This is a genomic window from Bacteroidales bacterium, from assembly GCA_013141385.1.
In the GTDB taxonomy this organism is placed as follows: Bacteria; Bacteroidota; Bacteroidia; order Bacteroidales; family Tenuifilaceae; genus UBA8529.
This window is the reverse complement of sequence record JABFRB010000022.1, coordinates 92,108-112,586: the sequence shown is the minus strand read 5'-3', so window position 1 is coordinate 112,586 and position 20,479 is coordinate 92,108. Positions and strand designations below refer to the sequence as shown.

Sequence of the window (20,479 nt, the reverse complement as noted above, 5' to 3'; positions counted from 1 at the left end):
TATAGTTTCTATAATATTAAAATAAAATTATTATGAACTTTAATTATAGCGAAGAGCAATTGATGATAAAGAAGACCGCTCGTGATTATGCGCAGCGAGAGTTGTTTAAAGATGTTATTGAACGCGATACAAATGCAGTTTACCCCGTACAGCATATTAAAAATATCGCCCAGTTGGGTTTTTTTGGTATGCTTATTAGCCCTGAATACGGTGGTGTTGGTCTTGACAATGTTTCGTATACTTTAGCTCTTGAGGAGATATCAAAGGTTGATTCTTCGGTTGCCGTTATTATGGCTGTTCATAATTCACTAACTGGATATGGTATCGAAACTTTTGGTACCAAGGAACAGAAAGAGAAATATCTGCCCTTATTGGCTAGCGGTGAGAAGATAGGTGCTTTTCTGCTAAGTGAACCCGAAGCAGGCTCTGATGCTTCTTTCCAAAAAACATCCGCAATCGATAAAGGGGATCATTATGTTATCAATGGCATAAAGAATTGGATTACAAGTGCTAATACTGGAGGTCTTTATTTAGTAATAGCTCAAACTTGGCCTGATAAGTGTAATAAAGGGATTAATGCTTTTATTGTTGACCGTAATTCAGCGGGGATTACACTTGGCCCACACGAGGATAAAATGGGAATGCGTAGTTCCGACACTCACTCAGTAATGTTCACCGATGTTATTGTACCAAAAGAGAATAGGATAGGAGAGGATGGTTTTGGTTTTAAGTTTGCCATGAAACTTTTAGAAGGAGGTAGGATAGGTATCTCCGCTCAGGCATTAGGAATAGCCACTGGTGCTTATGAATTGGCCTTAAAATATGCAAAAGAGCGAAAAACATTTGGAACAGAAATAATACACCATCAAGCAGTTGCATTTAAGCTTGCAGATATGGTTGCTCAGATTGAATCTGCTCGATTGCTCGTTCATAAAGCGGCATGGTTAAAAGATAACCATCAACCTTACGGAACGGCAAGTGCAATAGCAAAACTCATTGCAACTGATGTGGCAATGAAAGTAACTACCGAAGCAGTTCAAATTCATGGTGGGTATGGCTATGTTAAGGAGTATCACGTTGAACGGCTAATGCGTGAAGCTAAATTAACTCAGATTTATGAAGGTACATCAGAGATACAAAAACTAATTATATCAAGAGCAATATCAAAAGAATAATCAGCTAATCCAAAACAGCAAATATGCCAGCAACAGTGCAATATACAGCACCTGATCACTATTTGGTTGATGATCTCTATACCGATGAGCATAAACTTGTTCGAAACTCTGCTAGAGATTGGGTAAATCGGTCGGTAAAACCAATAATAGAAGAGTATTGCGATAAATCAAAATTCCCTTTACACCTTGTTAAGGAGATGGGTGAGTTGGGCGCATTTGGCCCTTTCATTCCAGTTGAGTATGGAGGTTCAGGATTAGATTATATATCTTATGGTTTGATAATGCAAGAACTTGAGCGTGGCGATTCAGGTATTCGTTCTATGGCATCAGTTCAAACCTCTTTAGTAATGTTTCCAATATTCAAATATGGAAGCGAAGAGCAAAAAAAGAAATACCTTCCACGATTGGCTGCTGGTGAGATTATTGGCTGCTTTGGTTTAACAGAACCCGATCATGGCTCCGATCCTGGAAGCATGAAAACAAGAATAAAAGATAAGGGTGATTATTACCTTCTTAATGGAGCTAAAATGTGGATCACAAACTCTACAATTGCAGATATCGCTATTGTTTGGGCTAAAGATGAAAAGGATAGAATTAGAGGGCTGATTGTTGAAAAGGGATGGAAAGGATTTACTGCACCCGAAACTCATGGAAAATGGTCGCTAAGAGCCTCAGTAACAGGGGAACTTGTTTTTGATGATGTCAAAGTCCCCAAAGAGAATATTCTTCCTAATATTGAAGGGTTAAAAGGACCTCTTGGCTGTTTGGATTCAGCTCGTTACGGAATTGCGTGGGGAGTTATCGGTGCAGCAATGGATTGCTACGATGCAGCCCTACGTTATGCATTAGAGAGGAAGCAGTTTAATAAACCAATAGCATCATTTCAGCTACAGCAGAAAAAACTGGCTGAAGCATTAACCGAGATTACAAAAGCTCAACTTTTAACATGGAGACTTGGCGTACTTCGGAATGAAGGAAGAGCCACAGCTGCACAAATATCAATGGCTAAAAGGAATAATGTTGCTATGGCATTGAATATTGCTCGTGAAACACGTCAAATTCTCGGTGCAATGGGCATTACCAACGATTTCCCCATGATGCGCCACATGATGAACCTTGAATCGGTGATTACATACGAAGGAACTCACGATATTCATTTACTAATTACAGGTAACGAAATAACAGGTATACCAGCTTTTAAGTAGTATCGCATTTTGCGATATTATTAGGGGATGAAAATAAACACCCTTTTATACACTTATCAATGCACAGAGAAAATATAGATTTGCTTTGAGTAAAAGGCATTATGGAAGATGTTATTATGTTATCTTTAAAAATTCATATATCTTTAAATATCTTTCCAAAGATTTTGATTTGTAAAAATGTCTTATTAACAATACTTTACCGATGATTAAACGAATTTTCTTCCTCCTAATTGCGCTAATTATTAATAGCCAAATACTACTAGCCGTTAAAGCTTACCCTTACCCAGTTGAAATTACACAACCAGATGAAACAAAAATTATCATAATCCTAAAAGGTGATGAACATGTAAAATGGGCTCAAACAGTTGATGGATATTCAATTCTACGCAATAGCAAAGGTGTTTATGAATATGCAATGCTCGATTCTAATAACGATATGATACCATCAGGTATACACGCTAAAAATCAGAAGGAAAGGGGCAATTCCGATATCAAATTTTTAAATACAATCAAAAAAGGTATTGTTTACTCAAGAAGTCAGGTTGGTATAATGAAAAGCATTTCGAAGATGAACCAAAAGGGTTACCAGAAATCTTTTCCAACAACAGGAACACTAAAACTGGTTTGTGTTTTGGTGGAATTTACCGATACCCTATTTAAAAAAACCAAAACTGATTTTAATAACCTTTTTAATCAAGTTGGATATAATGCTGATGGTGCAACAGGTAGTGTATATGATTACTACAAAGAAAATTCATGGGGAAACCTTAGCTTAAGTGTAACTGTTGCTGGACCCTATAAGGTAGCCCATAACATGGCATATTATGGTGCTAATGATGCAAGTGGGAATGATCTTAAACCACAAGCGTTAATTACTGAAGCCGTAACTCTTGCAAATACTGATGTTAAATATTCCGATTTTGATAATGATGGTAATGGGGTCGTTGATGGAGTATATGTAATTTATGCAGGATACGGGGAAGAAGTTTCAGGTGTAAGCCCAGATGCTGTTTGGGCACATGCTTGGAGCATATCACCATTAACTTTAGATGGTGTAAGCATTCGCAACTACTCCTGTTCAGCTGAACGAAGGGGGAACAGCGGTTTTGGAATAGCTCGAATAGGTGTTATATGTCATGAGTTTGGTCATGTATTGGGTGCTTCGGATTATTATGATACAGATTATGCAAATAGTGGGGGAGAGTATGATGGAACGGGCGATTGGGATCTTATGTCCAATGGTTCGTGGAATAATAATGGGGTAACACCAGCTCATCATAACCCCTACACTAAAATAGTAGATTATGGATGGACAACAGCAACTACATTAACCACTGCTGGAGCAGTAACTTTAAACAATGCTGAGCTTTACTCGAATAGTTTTTATCGTATTAATACTTCTACACCAAATGAGTACTTCTTGATTGAGAATAGGCAGAGGCATAAATTCGATAGCTATCTACCTGGTCATGGAATGATTATTTACCATGTTGATGGTGACTATATTGAATCAAATGCTGGTAGTGGTGATATTAACACTTCAAGTCATCAAGGAATGTACCCAGTTTGTGCAAGTTCTACTGGAAATCCACCTTTAGAGTATGGCTCAACTAGTACTGATGGTTGCCCTTTCCCAGGATCTTATTTTAAAACTTCCTTTGATGATTATTCAACTCCTTACTCAAGATCGTGGGCTGGTGCAAATACATACAAAGCAATATCAAATATTGTTGAGAATTCAATAACCAAAACAGTAACGTTTAACCTTTCATTAACAACAGGAATAGAGTTGAATAATGGAGAAGTTGTAAGTAATCTCTCCCAAAACTACCCAAACCCCTTTGATCAATCAACTACAATAGATTTTTATCTGGTTAAACCAAGTTTTGTGAAACTTACTGTGTTCAATAATCTTGGAAAAGAAGTAGATGTGATTGTTAATGAATATCTGCAAGTTGGTAATCATTCAATCCAATGGAATCCGAAAGAAATACCAGCAGGAATTTACTTCTACCAGCTTAAAACCAATGGAATTAAATTAACAAAACGATTAGTTAAGAAGTAAAGATAGTACCTATAAAGAAAAGCCATCATTCAATTGAATGATGGCTTTTTTGTTGAAAAAGGAGATGAATTATCTATAACAATGGTTCGGTAATCTTTTTGGTGGATTTTTGTGACTTTGTGATTTAGTGACTTTTAATATTTTTTAGCCACCAAAACTCAAAAGCACCAAATTGCACCAAATCAGTAACTTAAAAATATTTGTTAAAAATTTACCGAACTATTGCTATAAAACAAACTATCCTAATCCAAAATCGTTATTATCATTTTCCTAGAAGATAAAGGAACATTATGTTGTAGAACTTATAATTTCTGTACCTTCTAACTATATGATTCTGTAATCAGCAAATCCTTATTCATTAATTTTTACTTATTTTTGTTCACGTTTTACTTTATCATTCATCAAACAATAAACTCAAAATAGAATGAGCAAAACAATTACTATTGGCAATAAGGGCAAAGGTGTTCGCTCAGACTGCTCTGTTACACTTGAAATTACAGAGAGCGGTGGCATTCAGCTACAGATTGACAGTAAGGTAAAAGCCATTTATGGAAAGCAGATCGAAAAATTATCTCTTGATATCCTTGCTTTCTACGATTTAAAAAACGTTAATCTTCTTGTTGAAGACAGTGGTGCTTTGCCTTTTGTTCATGCCGCACGCTTGGAAGCAGCGATTAGAAAAATTACAGGTTCTGAGAAGGAATACCTTCTCCCTTTCTTGGATAATAATAAATATCAAACTGCTCGCGATAAGAATCGTATTTCAAGGCTTTACCTGCCTGGAAATACCCCATCTTTAATGATAAATGCAGGGATTCATACTCCCGATGGGATTATCCTCGACTTGGAGGATGCTGTTGCACCTGACAAGAAGTATGAGGCAAGTTTCTTGGTACGAAATGCTCTTCGTAACATCGATTTCTATGGAGCCGAGAGAATGGTTCGTATTAACCAAGTTCCAAGAGGATTGGAAGATTTAGATTTTATTGTACCTCAAAACGTGAACCTTTTATTAGTTCCAAAGTGCGAGAGTGCTGATCAGATAAGACAGGTAAATGAACGTATTGAGGTGATCAAGAAAAGGCATAATATTCAGGGCAATATATGGTTAATGCCTATTATTGAAAGTGCTTTGGGAGTACTCAGATCATTCGAAATTGCCTCTGCTGCTCCAAACGTTGTTTCGTTGGCCATTGGACTTGAGGATTATACAGCTGATTTAGGTGTAAGACGTACATTAGAAGGCAATGAATCATTCTTTGCCCGCACACAGATTGTAAATGCATGCCGTGCTGCTGGTATTCAAGCAATCGACTCTGTATTCAGCGATGTTGCTGATATGGATGGACTAAAGGAGAATGTAAAAAGATCAAAGAGTCTTGGTTTCGATGGTATGGGATGTATTCACCCACGACAAATCAAGGTTATTCATGATAGCTTTGCACCCGAAGCTGAAGAGATCGATAAAGCCAAAAAGATTGTTAATGCCTTCATGGAGGCTACCGAAAGAGGATTGGGTGTTGTATCATTAGGAACTAAAATGATAGATCCACCTGTTGTGAAACGTGCACAACACACCATCGATATGGCCATTAAAACGGGTAAGTTAAATATAAATTGGAGGGCAGAAGAAAATGTCAACTAAGCTTGTGAAAAATGCTGTTGGGCGTCTAGTACCAACCGAAGTAAACGGTAAACCTCAGGTTCCTTATATGGGAGTTGGAAAGTATAAACCTACTGGTCGTAAATTTGCTCCTCCTATCGTTTCATGCGCTGACTACCCAGCCGATGGAAATAAAATAGTACCTTCATTAAAGGATGCACTTATTAAAGCCGGTTTATGCCATGGAATGACAATATCAACCCATCACCATTTTAGGAATGGAGATTTGTTAGCTATCCAAATCTTTGATATTGCCCATGAAATGGGCATAAAGGATCTAGTTTGGACTCCTTCTGCTTCGTTTGAATGTCATAGTCCGCTCACTAAATATTTGGAGGATGGAACTATCCATCACATTGAGGGTAGCATGAATGGTGCTCTTGGTAAATTTACTTCCGAAGGGAAGATGAAAGGTACTGGGATTTTACGCTCCCATGGAGGCCGATACCAAGCGGTTCAGGATGGTGATGTTGTTATTGATATTGCAGTAATTGCTGCACCAACTGCGGATTTCTTTGGCAATGCCACTGGTGATCGTGGTCCTGCTGCTTGTGGTCTTTTGGGTTTTGCTTTGGCAGATTCACAATACGCTAATAAGGTGATTGTAGCTACCGATAATCTTGTACCGTTCCCTTGTATACCATGGCAAATACATGGAAACTATGTTGATTACGTTGTAGTACTCGATAAAATTGGTATTTCGGAGAAGATCGTTTCTGGAACAACTGAGGTTACTAAAAGCCCCGACCGCTTACTTCTTGCTGAAATGACAGCTCAATTCTGCGATGAGGCTGGAATTATTCGCGATGGTTTCTCTTTTCAAGCTGGAGCAGGGGGTACAGCCCTTTCAATTGGGATCTACTTTGCCGAAATGCTAAAGACACGAGGAATGAAATCTCGTTGGGCTCGTGGTGGTAGCAATAAATACCTCGTTAAAATGCTTGAGGATGGATTATTAGAGTATATCCTCGATGGACAAACTTTTGATCTCGATGGTGTTCGCTCAATGCGTGAGAATCCAGGCCATTTGAATACAAGCCCTTTTACAAGCTATAACTACCATGGTAAAGGTAATTTTGCCTCAATGGTTGATGTTGTAATTCTTGGCGCAACAGAGGTAGATGTGAACTATAACGCTAACGTGGTGACCCATTCTGATGGAATGTTGCTACATGGTATTGGTGGATGGCAAAACTGCATTTTCTCAAAATGCACAATTCTTCCTATTCCATTGTTCCGCGACCGTATCCCTGTTATTCGTGATGAGGTTACAACTATTTGTGGTCCCGGTGAGCTAATTGATGTTATAGTTACCGAAAGGGGTATTGCAATAAATCCTTTACGTAAAGATCTTTTAGAGAAACTAAAGGATTCGAAACTTCCAATCAAAACTATTGAACAGCTAAAGGATGAAGCCGAAGCTATTTGTGGTAAACCTGAAAAAATTGAATATACCGATGAACCTGTGGCAGTAATTAAATGGGTTGACGGAACTATAATTGATACTGTTTGGAAAGTAAAAAAATAAGCAATAAAAAGCGGGCTTTTGACCCGCTTTTTTTATAGTACAACACTGATAGGGTTTTAAACCCTATCAGTGTTTAAAAATATTTATGCATTTTTTAGATAGTTGATCAATCCTTTTGCTTCAAATACTGCTAATAGTTGATCTGGCAATGGTGCAAACTTGAAAACTTTATCATTTATCTTAATTTCACCATTGGCAAAATTTACATCTACCTTATCTCCTTGTTTGTAATTGTTCACAGCCTCTGGTACTACTAGAATAGGTAATCCTTGGTTTACGGATGAACGGTAGAATATACGGTTAACCGATTTGCATATAACAGCTTTTACTCCAGCATGAGCTAAACCAACTGCTGGATGTTCACGTGAACTGCCACAACCAAAATTATCTCCTGCAACTATAATATCATTAGCCTTAACATTTTCTGCAAACTGCTCATCGAAACCTTTAAAAAGGTGAGGCATAATTGCTGGAGGATCAGAACTTAGTACGCTGTAGGTAAGATTTCCAGCAAACATCTGGTCGGTATTCAGGTTATCAGCATCTGAATAATTCCAAACTACATCAGCTTTGCGATTCTCACCTTTAGGAATTGAAACAGTTGTTCCAACTTGAACACTTGTCACAAACTTATCGTTGCCTTTGATTCCACGGGGATCGGTAATTTCACCATATATGGCTGAATAGGCAACTGCTGCAGGACTTGCTAAGTAGATTGAAGCATTCTTATTGCCCATTCTGCCTTTAAAGTTTCTGTTAGCTGTTGAGATAACGGTGAAACCATCAGCAGGAATACCCTGGCCTGTACCTAAACAAGGACCACAAGATGATGCTAGGATGGTTGCTCCAGCCTTCATCAATTTGGTGATATATCCTTCCTCAATAGCTTGCATGTAAATTTCCTTAGATGCAGGGATTACAAGGAGTTGAAAATCCTTTGCAATCTTTTTACCATCAAGAATTTCAGCAGCAATACGGATATCATCTAACCTACCGTTGGTGCAGGTTCCAATTACAGCTTGATTTAGTTTTGTGCCTTGAACCTCAGAGATTGCCTTTACATTTTCTGGGCTATGAGGTGCAGCAACTACTGGGAATATCTCGCTTAGGTTAATTTCCATAACCTTATCGTAGTGTGCATCAGCATCAGCCCAAACACCATTCATCTTATCAGTACCTAAATGCTTTGCAAGAACCTCATCAGCAGGGAAAACGGCATTCTTTGCGCCCATTTCCGATGCTAGGTTGGTAATTGTCATTCTTTCTGAGATAGATAAGGTTTTTACACCTTCACCATGATACTCAATCGACATGTAGTTAGCACCATCTGTGCCAATCTTTCCAATAATCCAAAGGCTTAAATCCTTGGCATAAACGCCTTTATTGAGTTTGCCTGTAAGGGTAATCTTCATTGATTCGGGTACACGAAACCATGTTTCACCCTTTTTCCATAATCCAGCTGATTCTGTACGGTCGATACCAGCTGCCATTGCGTTGAAAGCTCCAGCAGTACTAGTATGACTATCGCTACCAACTATAATCATTCCTGGTTTTGCGTAGTACGACATGATTTGGTGGCAAATACCATCGCCAGCATCATGAAACTTTTCTATTCCTTGCTCACGAGCAAATGTTCGAATAGAACTATAGTCGTTGGCTAGTTTATCATCCGTAGGAGGTGCATTGTGGTCAAGCGTAACCAATAGTTGGTTAGGATCAAATAACTTTTTCCCACCCATTTTCTCCCAAGTTTTGCGGATACTAGCAGTATTATCGTGGGTTAGCACGATATGTGGTTTGGCAAATACAATAGCTCCAGTTGGAGCACCAAATATTTTTTCTGCAAATGTTTTTCCCATATATCTTATCTATTAAAGATTTTGAAATACTATTTTAAAACTATAGAACGTAGATGACACTGACTTAACAGATAATCACAGATTAATAACTTTGCGTCTTTGCACCTTAGCGTCTTCTCTACAACAATCCCCCATTACGATATATCTCAATCTGAACATCGGTAAACTTATTGATATCAGAAGTCTTGCTATTCTTTAAATTAGTTACCTTACCGTTTGCCATATCAACCCGAATCTTATCACCATCCTTAATATCAATAGACTCAATTAAGCCGGGTTTGTAGGTGAGAATTGGAAAAGCTGCATTAATTGCATTTCTTTCGTAAATCGCACCATAAGATTCAGCAATTATGCAAGATATACCCAATGAAGCAAAGCAATCAACCGCTTGCTGACGTGAACTACCAGCACCAAAATTCTTGGAAGTAATTACGATATCGTTTGGCTGTGCCTTTTTAGCAAAATCCTCATAACCCTTTAGGTTATCGAAAGCGTATTGTCCCATCTCTTTAATATCGGTGATGGTAAGGTAGCGGTTGTGGAAAATCATATCGGTATCGATATCATCCTTAAGAATTACCCAAACACGACCTTCAACAACGAGTGGTTTATCTTTTTGTGCTTCTTTCTTAACTCCAAGTTTAAATCCTGTAACCTCTGGTTTTACAAATTCGGTAGGTTTTGCAGGGATCTCATCAGGTGTGGTAATAAAACCTGCAACGGCAGATGCAGCCACAATACTTGGAGATGCTAGGTAAACAAAACCGCTTCCTTGTTTTCCTTCGAAGTTACGGTTACCTGTGCTGATAGTTACCTCTTTAGGTCCATTCTGACCAACTTGGCCTGCTGCGCAACCTGCACAACCTGCATTAGAAACCATTGCACCAGCATCTTTGAAGATTTGGATTAAACCTTCGTCCATAGCCTGTTTCCAAATAGGATCGGTGGAAGGAACGATTTTAAGAACTACACCAGGTGCAACTTTTCTGCCCTTTAAGATCTTGGCAGCTTCCCTCAAATCTTCCATACGACCATTGGTACAGCTACCAATAAAGGCAGAATCAATTTTTTTACCCTTTTCATTTGCAACGCTAGAATTATCGTGAGGTTTCCCGGGACGAGCAAGCATAGGCACAAAACTACTTATGTCGATCTCTTTGATATCCTCGTATTTAGCGTCATCATCTGCTTTAAGAATCTCTAGTTTTTTTCCAACTTTCTTTTCGCAGTATTCGTGAATTGCTTTGCTGGCTGGAAATAGGAAGATAATAGCACCCATTTCAGTTGCCATTGAGGCAATGGTGATACGTTCATCAAGAGTTAGCGCATCAATGGCTTCGCCATAAAACTCAACAGATAAACCGAGGAGTTTATTTGCGCCAAAAATCTTCAGAAGATTTAGTGTGATGTCCTTTGCTGAGATATTTGCTGGACGTTTTCCTTTAAAAACCAGTTTCACTGATTGCGGTACCTTAAACCAAAGCGAACCTTTTGCCCAAGCAGCAGCAATATCCTGATCACCCATTCCCTGTCCGAAGGAACCAATTGCACCCATAATATTGGCGTGAGAATCGGTACTAACAAAAGTACTACCGGGCCAAGCAAGACCGCCATCAATGGCAAGGTGGGTTCCAATTCCTGCATCAATATCAAATACTTTGATATTATTCTCCCTTGCATACATTCGGCAGTACTGCTGGTTTGCAGCATACTTCTGATCTGATCCTGTGGGATTACAATCGAAAGTAAAAAAGGTACGTGCAGGATCATTAACAGTTAAACCGTTGCTTACAAGATTTTTAACCACGTTTGCTCCGCCAAAGTCACGAGCTGCACGGGTATCAATTAGAATATCGACGATTTCGTCGGCGCAAACAATTTTCTTGTTGCTATGATTGGCAATAATTTTCTCTATTAGGTTCATGGATGATGAATTTTATCTATCGTTTTCAGTTTGACTAATCAAGATTTGTTTTCAAATCTATCAAAGAGTCTTCTCTACTTTTTGATTTAAGAACAAGGATTAACGAATTTTGATTTAAGATCTTTGTAAATAGGTTTGTTTCTTGAGAACTTCAAAAATTTTAAATCGTTAATCATCATTCGTTATTCAATTCAAAGATTATAGTTTCAACCTATCCTTAAATGGCTCAAAGGTCATAAAATCGGCATGATGAACAACAAAAGCCTCAGTAGTGCGCTTTACCATATCGCCTTCACCAGCGTGAGTAGCAATAATATGGCAAACTGCTGGTGGAACATCGCACATTTCGGCTAAAGAAACGCCTGAAAATGGGTGTCTTAGATATTTACCGTAACTACCTTGAATTGATTTACCATCTTTCATCTCGTACTCAAGAAGTTTTCCAACATCAGCAAGAATAGCACCTGCAATGAGTACGTCCATATTAACAGGAAGATCAGTTTTGAAGAATTTATTCATCTGATCACCGCAATCTTTTGCAATATGAACCACTGCACGTTTATGCCCCATGAAGGTAACCTTCAAATCTGGACCACAAAGAAGGGTAAATGGAATAGTGTTTAAATCGTCAGGAGTTAAAACACTTTTTTGAAGAGCTAATGCCCATGTACGAGTTGTTTGTTCTTTCAACTCACTATTTTTAATCCATTCAAGTTCAGGCCATAATTGCTTGGCTTGTTCAATGAACTTTGATTCAATTTCTATCTTCATCATAGTTTTTCTTAATTAATGGTTATAAAAATGGCCTTAAATTTCAAGGGAAGAAAGATAAGGCCATTAAGAAATTAATTTATTTAAGTTTTGCTATAATTGCGTCAGCCATTTGTGTTGTTGAAGCAGCTCCGTTATTTATAACTTCTTGCTTACCGCTCATTTTCATCATATCGTAGCATTTTACTTTACCCTCTGCTACTACTTGTAAAACGGCATCTTTAATGCGGTTAGCAATTTTATCTTCACCAATATGCTCAAGCATCATAACTGCTGAAAGAACCATTGCAATTGGATTTACAATACTTGGATTTAATTCAGCGTATTTTGGAGCTGATCCGTGAGTTGGTTCAAAAACACAAACTCCAGTTTCTGGGTTAAACTGGGCAGAAGTTGCAAAACCTAGTCCGCCAATTAAACCAGCAAATGCATCGGAAACGATATCACCGAACATGTTTTCAGAAACAATTACATGATAGTTTTCTGGGTTTTTGGTCAACCACATCATCATTGCATCAATATTAACATCTTCAACCCAAATGTTAGGATACTCATTTTTACTCATATCCTGAGCAATTTTTAGGATCATTCCAGATGTTTCGCGAATAACATTTGGTTTCTCGCAAACTGTAATCTTATCAAAACCACGTTTTTTAGCGTATTCAAAAGCGGCTTTAATTATTCTTGTGGAATATTTCTTTGTTACAATTCTTGTTGAGATAGCTAATTCTGGTCTTGGACACCAAGCAAAATTCTCTTTGAATCTTGGATGTGTCATGAATGTATCATAAACCTGATCGTTAGGATTTGTCCATTCAACACCACCGTATAAACCTTCGGTATTTTGACGAAAAACCATACAATCAACAACAGGCTCATCTACTCCACCTTTAGCGTTGCGACGAACGAAATTCAATGGATTACCGGGTAGGGTAATACATGGTCTCATACAAATATCCAAACCGAATTTTTGACGCATGGTCACGATTGGACTATAGTATATGAATCCTTTATCTTTTAATTTAGGATCTAATTCAGCTAAGGTTTTATCCTTTGGTTTTGAAGTAATTGCACCAAAAAGACCAATTTTGTGTTGCTCAAGTAATTTAATAGTACGATCAGGAAGGGGATTGCCTTCTTTACACCAAAATTCCCATCCGATATCACCATTAACATATTCAGCATCGAAACCGGCTGCATCAAGTACACGAATTGTTTCATCTAATACAACTTTTCCAATGCCATCACCGGGCATGGCTACGATTGTTCTTTTTGCCATAAATTTTGATTTTAGAGTTTATTGTTTTTTAATTTCTTTTCATTTGTTTGTTAAAAACCAATTGCTTCTTTAGTAACTATTATTTCTAAATTTCACGGTAAAACTATATATTTTTTAAATACGAACAAATTGAAAGATTGAAGTAAAAATGAAAAATTTGACTTGTTTTTTAACATATTAATAATTACAATAAACTTAAATTTGCTTCTGTTTTCTTGCTATATAATTCGAATAAATATTGCCAATTACGATGAAAAAAATAGTAGCAATAATACTTGCATAGGTTTTGTCTATATCAAACCACCCCATTTTCCGTGCAATAAGGCTAAATAGGATAGCTAATGTTCCTCCGATGAAAGCAAATCGAACAGCGTGCTGAGATATCCAATTTAACTTGTAAATACCTAATAGAATAACTATTGCGCCAATAGCTCTTATTGCATACGAGATATACCCTGCATCGAGAACTGCTCCATGAATAAAAATAGCCATTGGAACTGTAATGAGGTTAACAAGTATTACAAGGCGACGTGCAAATTTGAATATTTTCTCATCTGAAGCATTTTTGTTTATTAATCCTTGGTAGATGTCTTTTGTAGCAATTGTTACTATGGCAAAGTTAACAGGGCCTATAGTTGATAGTATTGCTGCAAGTATTGCTGCCAGAGCAATACCACCTAGTATAGGATGAATAAATGAAGGCGTCATCAGAAGAGTAGGGAGAACCTCTTTAGCATCAGCAATTGTGGATGGATCGATGAATATACCGCTACGTGCCATAAGACCTAGATAAGCGGTCATTATACCAAAGGGAGCGATGAATAATGCCGATAATATTGCGGCACGTTTTGCAGTCACTGGATTTTTTGCGGCAAATATGGGTTGAATGCTTGCCTGAGCAGCCATTCCGCCTAAGATTCCTCCAAGGATTAAGCTGAATGCTGCTGTCCAACCTACACTGAATGGGTTATAGTAGTTATGAGGAGCTCCAGCAGCCACTAACTTTTCTGATAGAATAGACATATCGCCAATTGCGATTATACCAATAATAAGTGCAATGCCGATGCCAATATAACGAACCACCAGATTTATAATTGCAACTATTGTAAGGGCATGCATTCCACCAATATACATGTAGATAGTTGTAATTAACGAACCTAGGAGTACTGCCCAAACCCAGTTGATATGTAGGATTGGTGCAAGTACATGCGAAAATGTAGTTAATTCTACATAAGCAAGAGTGATAAAGGCAATTAGAAAAGCGATAGCGGATATTGTTCTGACTTTCTTTCCAAAGATATTCTCTATCATTTCGCTAACAGTATGTACTTTATTCTGACGATAATGCTTTGCAAGTGTAAAACCAAGGATAAGCATTCCAATTGCTGTAGAAATATTGTAGAGTATTGGTTGTAACGATTTTGTGTTAAACGCTTTTTCGCTAACGCCAATAGTGCTTAATCCACCAAGCCATTCAGCAGCTACAACAATTGCGCAAACTAGAACACCCAGATTTCGACCTGCTATTAAATATTCAGATGATGATTTTGAAGCAATTTTTTTTGTCAGAAAAGAGATACCAATAACTAACGCAAAATAGGAGAGAACAACCCAAATGTAGGGGTTAGAAAATATTGAACCCATATATTATTGATTAGTAAATGAGTTTTTGAAAAATTTGCTGTGAAGATATTAAAATCTAAAATTGAAGAGGTAGAATTTTATTTTTTGATCTTAATTGATCATAAAATCATCAGCATCCAGATGCGCTGGAAATGAGGTACGAAAATCAAGAACCTCTTGAATAGAGATATTTGATGTTATTATCTGATTCTCGTTAGGTTTTGCACTTACCAATATTTTGCCTTTTGGGTCGATAATTTGAGAATCACCAGAATAGTTAACCTCGTTTCCATCCTTTCCAACTCTATTACATGCCACAACAAAACATTGGTTTTCTATAGCTCGTGCTGATAACAACGTATTCCACGCGTTGCGACGGGCTTCGGGGAAGTTAGCTACAATTAGAATCATATCGTAATCGTTACGATTTCTGCTCCATACTGGGAAACGAAGGTCGTAGCACACAAGCAATAGAATTCTAAAATCTTTATAGGTTACAATTTTGCGACTTGTTCCAATATCATAATATTTATGCTCGCCCGACATTCGGAATAGGTGGCGTTTATCGTAGTGCTCCAGTTTTCCATCGGGATGAACAAATACCAAACGATTATAATACTTATTGTCATCCTCAACAATCAAACTACCCGTTAATGCAACTTTCTTTGATATTGCAACCCTTTGCATCCATTTTACCGAAGGGCCAGGCCATTTCTCTGCTAGGTTTTCTGGTGACATCGAGAAACCAGTGCTAAACATTTCAGGTAGAACAATCAAATCAATATTACTTTCGATGGTACTAATTTTTTCATCGAACATCTCCCTGTTTTTCGAGGGTGATTCCCAATACAAATCGGATTGAATTATTGATACGTTCATTTTATGAAACTTTAAAATTTGAAATGTCCCTTGCAACAGCATTATAATATTGCTTGGTCAAAGAAATTATTAAAGGTAATTCAACTCTATATATATGGTTATCAATTGAAGCAATTGGAAGTATTCCGGGAGAGGTACCTGTTAGTATAGCACCATCAAATGATGAAATTTCATCAGCAGTAATTAATTCTTCTTTAACTTGTATTCCAATCTCTTTCGCTGCATTTACAACTACCTGACGAGTAACTCCATTCAAGATCATTTTCAAAGGAGCGCTGATTAGGTAATTATTTTTAATAAAGATAACATTGGATCGACTTCCCTCAGTGATATAACCATCTTTATTTATAAGGAGAACATCATAGCACCCAGTTTCTTTAATAATGGCATTAGCGTTGGCCCTAAGATTAATATTTTCAATTTTGGCATTTGGATTATCTCTATTAGCATTTAGAAATTTAATTTTAATGCCATTTGTTTTCTGACTTTCGGTTGGGTAAGTGCTGGGAATAAAGTAAATGAGTAGATCTGGTTTTGAATTCGAGTTGTAAACTAATGAAATTCGAATATTGTTCTCAGCAACGGGGTTTGCTTTAAGTAGTTCAGTAATTTTTCTTGTAATAACACCTCTCTCAGGAGCATATAAACCCATCAACTTTATTGAATTGAAAAGCCTATCGAGATGAAGTTCCAAGAAAATAGGGGTAGAGTTAATAACTCTAATCACCTCATATATAACTTTATCAGAGTCAGAATATGTATAGTTAAAATCAACCACAGATAGAATTGATTCATTGAATGCAATAAATTTTTCGGTTAAATTGAGGTGGTTTGCCATGGTGAATTAGCATATGATTGAAGTTCAAAAATAGCTATAATAGCCAAAAAGAACATTCAATATCTGCCATTTAAATTTTAGTAGAGTTTATTAAATCCACATAGTAATTAGTGTCCGATGATGTTGGGTAGCACGATTTACCAATACAAATTTTAATATTGTTAGCAGTCTCAGTGCATTGTGTGGATGATAAACTAACAGAAGTAAATATTGTTGAACATAGTACTTTGCTAAGTATTTGATTTAATTGAAATTTATGTATGTCAGGGTTGATAGTTAGATGAATGGCAGACAATTGTTGCATAAGCACAAGCTTAGCCCAACCAAATACGTAAGGTCCACCATGATTTAGGGAGTCACTAATATTTGCAAGCATTTGATTCGACATTAGGATGTATTCATCCTTTTTAAGTATTGTACCAATTTCAAACAACGCTTGAGCCATAATCGATCCTGATGATGGAGTCACACCATCGGTTAAATCCATTTTTCTTGCAATTAGTTTATTTTCAATTGTTGAAGCATAAAAAAACATACCTGATGATTCATCGTAAAAATTTTCAATTACAGTGGTCAAAAGTGATTCAGCATTATTTACCCATTTTTTATCCAGAGTGATTTTGTAAATTGATACGTATGCTTTTATAAGATGAGCATAATCTTCCAACAGACAATTAATTGCTAGTTTACCTTTACAGTAAACTCGTTTCAATTGATTATCAGAATAATGATATTCCTGAATGTAATTAGCGCATCCAGTAGCAGCTTCAAGATAATTCGCTTCACCAAAAGAAATATACGCTTCGGTAAGTGCTGAAATCATTAAACTATTCCACGATAGAATAATTTTATCATCCAATGCAGGCTTAACTCTGAGTTTTCTATGTTCAATAAGTTTATGTTTTGATTGCAAGATTTTCAGTTCAACGGTTTGAATATCTAATGAAAAAATGCTTGCAAGTTGCTCGTTTGATGCCGATTGAATGAGAACATTACTTTTATTAAAATTGCCAGTAGCTGTTACTCCATAAGCGACTGAGAAAAGTTCTGCATCCTCTTTTAAAATTGCTTCGAGTTCTTGCTTTGTCCATATGTAATAGGTGCCTTCATGACCTTCGCTATCGGCATCATAGGATGAATAGAACCCCCCTTCGGGAGCTCTTAATTCGTTGATTACAAAATCTATTGAATACTTTACAGCGTCCAAGTAATGTTTGTCTGGATTTATACGGTATGCCTTTGAGTATATTGAAATCAGCTGGGCATTATCGTATAACATTTTCTCAAAATGTGGAATATGCCAGTTTTCGTCAACTGTATAGCGAGAAAAACCACCTCCTAAATGATCATAAATACCACCTGATGCAATTTTATTGAGTGTTAAAAAAACATAATCAAGCATTTCTTTATCAGGCAAATGGTAAGCATACTCAAGAAGATAATCCAATAAACCCGGCATAGGAAATTTAGGAGCCCCTTTAATGCCTCCATTTCTTGTATCAAAAAGTTTTTTTAGAGAGCTAGAGTAATTTTTAAGCACATCGGTAGAAAAAGTGTCAATATCTCGTTTAAACCTAATCACCTCTGTACCTCCAACACTTTGTGATAATTCTTCAGCAACATCAATAATTCGATTTGAATCATTAATCCACGTATTATTTAGATTTTTAAGTACATCTAACCAATCCTTAATTGAAAAATATGTACCACCAAAAACAGGCTTTCCATTTGGGAGAGTAAAGCAGTTCAAAGGCCATCCACCATTTCGATTAATAATTTGCACCGCATTCATATATATTTGATCAATATCGGGTCTTTCTTCCCTATCAACCTTTATATTCACAAAATTATTATTCATGAATTCTGTAACCTCAGTATTTGAGAAGGCTTCACGCTCCATAACATGGCACCAATGGCAGCTACTATATCCAATACTTACAAGCACAAGTTTATTTTCAAGTTTTGCTTTGTTGAAAGCCTCATCACCCCAAGGATACCAATCAACGGGATTAGTTGCATGTTGAAGTAAATATGAACTTGTTTCGGATGCTAGCCTATTTGAAAAAATGCTCATTTGATTTTTATTTGATATAGTGATTTAACAGTTTTTAACCAGATTTGTTAATTAAAATGAAAGAAATGACATCGTAGGATTAAAAGATTCAAATAATTTTATTGCTACTTTTGATTGTTTTTTCTGGAATACATTTTGATTCTATAATATTTATTGGAATTAAGTAAATATCAAATCAATGAGAAAAATTACTTTCGTTTTAACCCTCTGCATTACAGCTATCTGCAGTAATCTATTTGCTCAAGGTCATAAAATTGTAATCCAGATTGATGGGATTAAGGATTCAACTATTCTTTTGGGTTACCATTATGGGGAGAAGAAATTTGTTCAGGATACAGTTAAAATGAATTCCGAAGGTATTGCAGTTTTTCAGGGCGACTCAGCTCTAAAAAAGGGAATTTATTTAGTAATTCTACCTACAAAAACTTATTTTGAAATACTTGTTGGTGACAATCAGCTATTTGAGGTTAAAACATCTTTAAAGAATTTAGTAGATAAGTTAACTTTTACTAACTCAAAGGAGAATAGCGCTTTTGCCGATTATCAGCGTTTTATGATTGAACAGCAAAGTTTGGCAAAAGAATATCAGGATAAGTTTAAAACGGTTTCAGCAAAACCCGATTCGGTTAAAATCATACAGGAGAAGGTTAAAGCGTTGGATAAGAAGGTTAATGACTATTGGGATGGTATAATTAGAGATTATCCAAATACACTGTTTTCTCTTATTGCAAAATCGATGAAGAATGTTGAAATACCTGAATTTATAATACCAACTGGTACTAAAAATGTTGATTCGTTAAAATGGGTATTGAGCTATCGGTTTAATAAGGAACATTTCTTTGATAATATTCCAGTAACAGATTCAAGACTTTTACGTACTCCTATTCTTGAAACTCGAATAAATACATTTTTCGATAGAGTTTTAATTCCAACGCCCGATAGCATTATCCCAGAAGCCATTAAATTAATCGAAACATCTAAGGCTAATAAAGAGGTATTTCAGTACTTACTTCCTTATCTAGTAAACAAATTTTCTACATCAAATATTATGGGTTTTGATGCAGTATTTGTTAGCTTATCAGAAAAGTACTATTTATCAGGTCAGGTTTGGTGGACAGATAAAAAGTTGATTGAAAAGATTCAAGAACGAGTAACGGCATTAAAACCCAACCTAATTGGTAGCCAATGCCCAAACCTATCGCTACCTGATATGGCAGGAATTACCAGAAAAATTAGTGATATTAAAGCTAAGATAACCGTTGTTTATTTTTGGGATTCTAGTTGTAGCCATTGTAAGAAAGTTACCCCGGAACTAAAAAGAATATACGATAAATTTAAAGGAAAAGGGTTGGAGGTTTATGCTGTTTACACCCAAGGAAATCAACCTGAAGTTGTTGAATATATGACCAATAATCAGCTTAATTGGATTAATGTTTGGGATCCTGCTCAGAATTCAAATTTTAGAAAATTGTTTGATATTTATCAGACTCCAGTTATTTATGTACTCGATAAAAATAAGAGAATAATAGCCAAAAGGATAAGTGAGGAGTCGTTAAATCAGATGTTAGAGTTGGAGTTGAAATAGGCGGAAAGTTA

Annotated in this window: 14 protein-coding genes; 6 read left to right on the top strand and 8 right to left on the bottom strand. The window is 36.5% G+C overall.

Annotation, left to right across the window (positions count from 1 at the left end; translation table 11 throughout):
• Positions 1-32 precede the first annotated feature (32 nt).
• From HOO91_14060 to HOO91_14040, 5 genes are all read left to right on the top strand, one after another.
• Positions 33-1,175, top strand: coding sequence for an acyl-CoA dehydrogenase (locus HOO91_14060; protein ID NOU18677.1), 1,143 nt, complete (start codon positions 33-35; stop codon positions 1,173-1,175).
• Between the two features lie 23 nt (positions 1,176-1,198).
• On the top strand, positions 1,199-2,380 hold the full coding sequence (locus tag HOO91_14055) for an acyl-CoA dehydrogenase (protein ID NOU18676.1): 1,182 nt from the start codon (positions 1,199-1,201) through the stop codon (positions 2,378-2,380).
• Positions 2,381-2,582: 202 nt separating this feature from the next.
• Entirely contained in the window at positions 2,583-4,445 is a 1,863-nt protein-coding gene (locus tag HOO91_14050) for a M6 family metalloprotease domain-containing protein (GenBank protein NOU18675.1), read from the top strand.
• Between the two features lie 424 nt (positions 4,446-4,869).
• Positions 4,870-6,090, top strand: a complete 1,221-nt coding sequence (locus tag HOO91_14045) for an HpcH/HpaI aldolase/citrate lyase family protein (protein NOU18674.1) — start codon at positions 4,870-4,872, stop codon at positions 6,088-6,090.
• On the top strand, positions 6,080-7,636 hold the full coding sequence (locus HOO91_14040; protein ID NOU18673.1) for a citrate lyase subunit alpha: 1,557 nt from the start codon (positions 6,080-6,082) through the stop codon (positions 7,634-7,636). The genes HOO91_14045 and HOO91_14040 overlap by 11 nt, the downstream gene beginning before the upstream one ends.
• 83 nt (positions 7,637-7,719) lie before the next feature.
• Here the strand turns inward: HOO91_14040 and HOO91_14035 are convergent, their stop codons facing one another.
• The 8 genes from HOO91_14035 to HOO91_14000 form a co-directional block, all read right to left on the bottom strand.
• Positions 7,720-9,495 carry a 3-isopropylmalate dehydratase large subunit gene (locus HOO91_14035; protein ID NOU18672.1) on the bottom strand — a complete coding sequence of 592 codons (1,776 nt, stop codon included), beginning with the start codon at positions 9,493-9,495 and terminating at the stop codon, positions 7,720-7,722.
• Positions 9,496-9,613: 118 nt separating this feature from the next.
• Complete coding sequence (locus HOO91_14030) at positions 9,614-11,419, bottom strand: 3-isopropylmalate dehydratase large subunit (GenBank protein NOU18671.1); 1,806 nt, start codon at positions 11,417-11,419, stop codon at positions 9,614-9,616.
• A gap of 198 nt (positions 11,420-11,617) precedes the next feature.
• The gene (locus HOO91_14025; protein ID NOU18670.1) at positions 11,618-12,190 is read right to left on the bottom strand and encodes a phosphohydrolase; all 573 of its coding nucleotides are present in this window, start codon (positions 12,188-12,190) and stop codon (positions 11,618-11,620) included.
• Positions 12,191-12,269: 79 nt separating this feature from the next.
• Positions 12,270-13,469, bottom strand: coding sequence for an isocitrate/isopropylmalate dehydrogenase family protein (locus HOO91_14020; protein ID NOU18669.1), 1,200 nt, complete (start codon positions 13,467-13,469; stop codon positions 12,270-12,272).
• Between the two features lie 195 nt (positions 13,470-13,664).
• Positions 13,665-15,113 carry a sodium:solute symporter family protein gene (locus HOO91_14015; GenBank protein NOU18668.1) on the bottom strand — a complete coding sequence of 483 codons (1,449 nt, stop codon included), beginning with the start codon at positions 15,111-15,113 and terminating at the stop codon, positions 13,665-13,667.
• Positions 15,114-15,203: 90 nt separating this feature from the next.
• Positions 15,204-15,971 (bottom strand): amidohydrolase, encoded by a 768-nt coding sequence (locus tag HOO91_14010; GenBank protein NOU18667.1) that lies wholly within the window; start codon positions 15,969-15,971, stop codon positions 15,204-15,206.
• Between the two features lies 1 nt (position 15,972).
• Entirely contained in the window at positions 15,973-16,809 is an 837-nt protein-coding gene (locus HOO91_14005; protein NOU18666.1) for an aminotransferase class IV, read from the bottom strand.
• Between the two features lie 70 nt (positions 16,810-16,879).
• Positions 16,880-18,883 carry a thioredoxin domain-containing protein gene (locus tag HOO91_14000; protein ID NOU18665.1) on the bottom strand — a complete coding sequence of 668 codons (2,004 nt, stop codon included), beginning with the start codon at positions 18,881-18,883 and terminating at the stop codon, positions 16,880-16,882.
• Positions 18,884-19,061: 178 nt separating this feature from the next.
• Between HOO91_14000 and HOO91_13995 the strand changes: the two genes are divergently transcribed.
• Positions 19,062-20,468, top strand: coding sequence for a redoxin domain-containing protein (locus tag HOO91_13995; GenBank protein ID NOU18664.1), 1,407 nt, complete (start codon positions 19,062-19,064; stop codon positions 20,466-20,468).
• Positions 20,469-20,479: the final 11 nt, after the last annotated feature.